Below are 3451 nucleotides of genomic sequence, written 5' to 3'. Positions count from 1 at the left end.
CTTCCGATCTGTCTCAGCCCGGGGCGACCCGACCGGTGGCACCCCCTCGACACCGTCCGCGAAGGACACCCCACCACCCCGCTACTGGTCGCATCCCCCCTCTACTGCCCCATCCACGAGAACACCCCCGGGCCCAGTGCCCCGGACGTCAACGCGATGAGCGAGGGGCGGCTGCGGTTCATGAGCACCGGCGACCCCGCGCAGACCGCCGCCGGGAAGCTGACCCTCACCGTGATCAGGGACGAGCTCACCCGCATCGTCCGGCAGCGCGCCGCCACCGACCCGAACCTGCACTACCTCGACGGCCTCGACCTCTACGGCGAGACCGACTACGCCGAACGGCCGCTGCCCGACGAACTCCACCCCGACCCTGCCACCCACCAGCGCATCGGCGAACGCTTCGCCCACCTCGTCTTCGGCGACGGCGGCCCGTTCACCACGGAGCACCGCTGACCGGCCAACGACAGGGGCGAACCCCTCTGTGTCAAGCTCAAACGCCTTGACCACCCGACGGATCCTGGCGTTCACCGACTCGATCGCGTTCGTCGAGCAGATCACCCGGCGGATTTGGTCAGCCGGCCCAGCAGCCCGTTCTCACCCACCAGTTCCAAGCCCTCGGCACGGGCCTGGTCGACCAGCCGGCCGACCAGCTCGCGATCCGACACCTCGTCCTTCCGCGTCACCGCGGCTTCCTCCAGGACCGACGATCGACGGCCTCATCGCCCACCTGAGGTGAATACCGACAGTCCCGCCCGCGCACGACTCGGAGACCGGGCCCGCCAGGTCAGGTTGGGTCGGGTGCGTCCCAGGGGACGCTACCCGAGATCCAGTGAGTGATCTTGTCTTGCTGGTCGTTGTGGTAGAGATGACGCGGTGGTTGCGCGAAGGTCTCGTACGGGCGGCAGCGGAGGACGACCCGGTTCTCTTCGGCGGCCATGGCCTCGACGAACGGACGCGCCTCGGGTCCGAGCGGCTCGCCTGACACCCGGCTGCGGGCCGCCATCATCACGTCGACGACCAGGGTGGGGTCGCGTTCGATGACCGCGTCTGCGTACACCTGGAGATAGGCGAAGGGCCAGCGCTCGTCCAGGATGCAGAGGCTGACCTTGCCGTCCCGGGCGACGACGCGGGCTTTGCCGCGCCCGGCCATCGTCGACACCAGCAGTTCGTCGTCGTTGGTCGGCACGTAGTACACCACCGACATGGCCGGGCCGTCGTGTCGCCTCCGATGGCCGAACACGCAGGTGCGGTGGGTACGTACGAAGGCTCGTCGCTCCGACGGGAGCATGTCGCGATCGGCCGGAGCCTCGAACGGCTTCGGTGCGAGCGGCAGCAGCATCACGGAACAACCCTCTCATTAGTGGATCATGGATTCCGAACATGGACGATCGTGGTTCTCCCCATGCGTTCGGACAGGTCCTGGCCGATCGTGTATCCGGCGACGTGCTCCCAGGCCGATCACCACGACCAGTTCGACCTCCCCCTTCGGAGAGCGTCACGGTGGCGTACGGCCCGGTCAGGCAGGAGGGGAATTTGGCGAACGTCATCGGCCCGGCGAGTTCGGAGATGTCGATGCCGGACTCGGCGGCGTGATCGCGAATTGGCGATGCGAATGGGCTCCTCCGTCGTTCATGCGTGAGTGCCTGCATTGAACTCGGGGAGCGTGCACGGGCGCTTGGCCCTCAAGCCCAAAGTCGGCGTTCGGGTTTGGGCACGAGAGCCACCGGGCGGCCGATCACCGGGAGCCAGCGCAACTCCATCGAGTCGCGACGAAGCCCCGACAGCCAGGACGGATGTGCGGGAGATCACAAAAAAGCCTGGGCGACATGGATGGGTCGTCAGCCGTCGACTCTCAGGCCGACTCCAGGATGCGGGCGATCTCCAGGGCCAAGCGCAGCTCCATGGAATCTCCGATGGGGCGTCGCAACAGCTCCGCGGCCTTGCGGACGCGATAGGTGACGGTATTGCGGGCGACGCGGAGGTGCTCGGCGGCTGTCTGCGGGCTGCGTCCGCAGGCCAGATAGACGCGAAGAGTCTCGCGGAGGTCTCGGGTACGGGCGTCGTCGGCCAGCAGCGGACCCAGGACGTCTTCGGCGTACCAGCGGGCCTGCTCGTCGTCGACCGTGGCCAGGGACAGAGTCCGTACCTGGGTGTAGTCGCACCACCAGTCGGTCGTGGCGGACGCGGCGATCCGGTCGGCCTCGCGTGCGCCCAGGTGGCTGCGGCGGAAGCCCTCCGGGCCGTACGCCACGGGCCCCGCGGAAACCCTGACACCGGACGGCGGCCGCAACCGGCGGGCACGGTCGGTGTGGCCCGATGCCGGTTCGGCCCGCCAGCCCGCCCACGCCCACGTCTGGCCGGGGACGACCGACAGGCTCATCCACGCGTCGGCCGACAGGGCCCGGCCCAGGTCCTCGGCATCGCGCCGCAGATCGGCGGCGGCAGCGCTGTGGTCTGCGGCCGCCACGATGAACGCCTGATGATGGCGGGCGAGTTCGTACCCCAGTGTGGCGGCGGATTCGGCGTTGACGCCCTTGCCGGCGAGCAGCGCTTGAACAATGTGGCGGCGCTTGGCTTCTCGCCCGGCTTCCCAGCGGGACCTTTCGGCCAGGTACTCCTCAGCCAAGCGGCTGGCGTGGGCGTCTGCGTAGACGAACAGCAGATCGCTGACCCGGTGGCTCTCCGCGGTGCGGACCGGTTCGGGCAGAGTGTCGATGACGGAGAGCAACCCTCGGTGCAGTCGGGCGTGACCGATCCGTACTCCGCGCAGAACCCGGTCCAGTGGGACCCCGCGGCGCACGAACTCCATACCGCCGACGACGGCTTCGTCCGTGGCTGTCTCTTCCCCAGGCAGTAGGTCCTCCCACAGCCCGCGCAGCGCCAAAAGGACGATCGATTCGACCGAGGCGCGAAGCGTGGCGAAGGGAGCGGCGCCACCGCCGTGCTCGGGTACCTTCTCGATGATCTCTGTGGCCATGATCGAAGCGGCCTGCACGGCCCAGGCCACCGGGCCGGGGCCCAGAATCGCCGTGGCGACCGCGAGCGTGACCACAGAGCAGGCCGGCTCGACCTGCTCTGGAGTCCCGCGAGGAGCCAATGCCAGGATCCAGTCTCGCGGATCATCGCTCATGCACCTAGTCTTACCAGTCCGTGGGCCACGGTCATCAGCTGAGCAGGGCGGGTTCACCGCGGAAGAACACGAGCGGCGGCGTGCGCGCCATGTACCAGGCCGGCCACGGCGAGAAGGTCACCGATCTCGTGCACGGTGTGCGGTTCGCAGTCGGGCCAGGCCACGACACCTTCAAGCAGTCGCCGGCGGTGTTCGAGGCGGTGGTGTTCCGGTGGGGGATCCCCCACCGGAAACCCGCCACGGGGGGGGGGTGGGGATTTGGGGGGGAGTGCAAATAAAACCGGAAAGGCAGGTAGGAAGAGACGCGGGTTTGGGGAGAGA

General features: G+C 68.6%; 3 protein-coding genes and 2 pseudogenes. 1 reads left to right on the top strand and 4 read right to left on the bottom strand.

Annotation, left to right across the window (positions count from 1 at the left end):
• Positions 1 to 453, top strand: a pseudogene (locus tag ABZU75_RS45860) (lipase); the annotation flags it as partial.
• A gap of 42 nt (positions 454 to 495) precedes the next feature.
• On the opposite strand, the pseudogene ABZU75_RS45855 reads toward ABZU75_RS45860, so the two are convergent.
• The 4 genes and pseudogenes from ABZU75_RS45855 to ABZU75_RS45840 all read right to left on the bottom strand — a co-directional run.
• A pseudogene (locus ABZU75_RS45855) lies at positions 496 to 570 on the bottom strand (transposase); the annotation flags it as partial.
• Positions 555 to 683: a hypothetical protein gene (locus ABZU75_RS45850; RefSeq protein ID WP_355569694.1), complete on the bottom strand. Its 129-nt coding sequence runs from the start codon at positions 681 to 683 to the stop codon at positions 555 to 557. The pseudogene ABZU75_RS45855 and the gene ABZU75_RS45850, both read right to left, overlap by 16 nt.
• A 101-nt stretch (positions 684 to 784) precedes the next feature.
• Positions 785 to 1339 (bottom strand): pyridoxamine 5'-phosphate oxidase family protein, encoded by a 555-nt coding sequence (locus ABZU75_RS45845; RefSeq protein WP_355569697.1) that lies wholly within the window; start codon positions 1337 to 1339, stop codon positions 785 to 787.
• A gap of 513 nt (positions 1340 to 1852) precedes the next feature.
• Positions 1853 to 3130, bottom strand: a complete 1278-nt coding sequence (locus ABZU75_RS45840; RefSeq protein ID WP_355569691.1) for a helix-turn-helix domain-containing protein — start codon at positions 3128 to 3130, stop codon at positions 1853 to 1855.
• Positions 3131 to 3451: the final 321 nt, after the last annotated feature.

The organism is Streptosporangium sp. NPDC005286 (assembly GCF_040607515.1).
In the GTDB taxonomy this organism is placed as follows: Bacteria; Actinomycetota; Actinomycetes; order Streptosporangiales; family Streptosporangiaceae; genus Streptosporangium.
The sequence above is the reverse complement of the archived record's forward strand: the minus strand, read 5'-3'. Positions and strand labels throughout refer to the sequence as shown.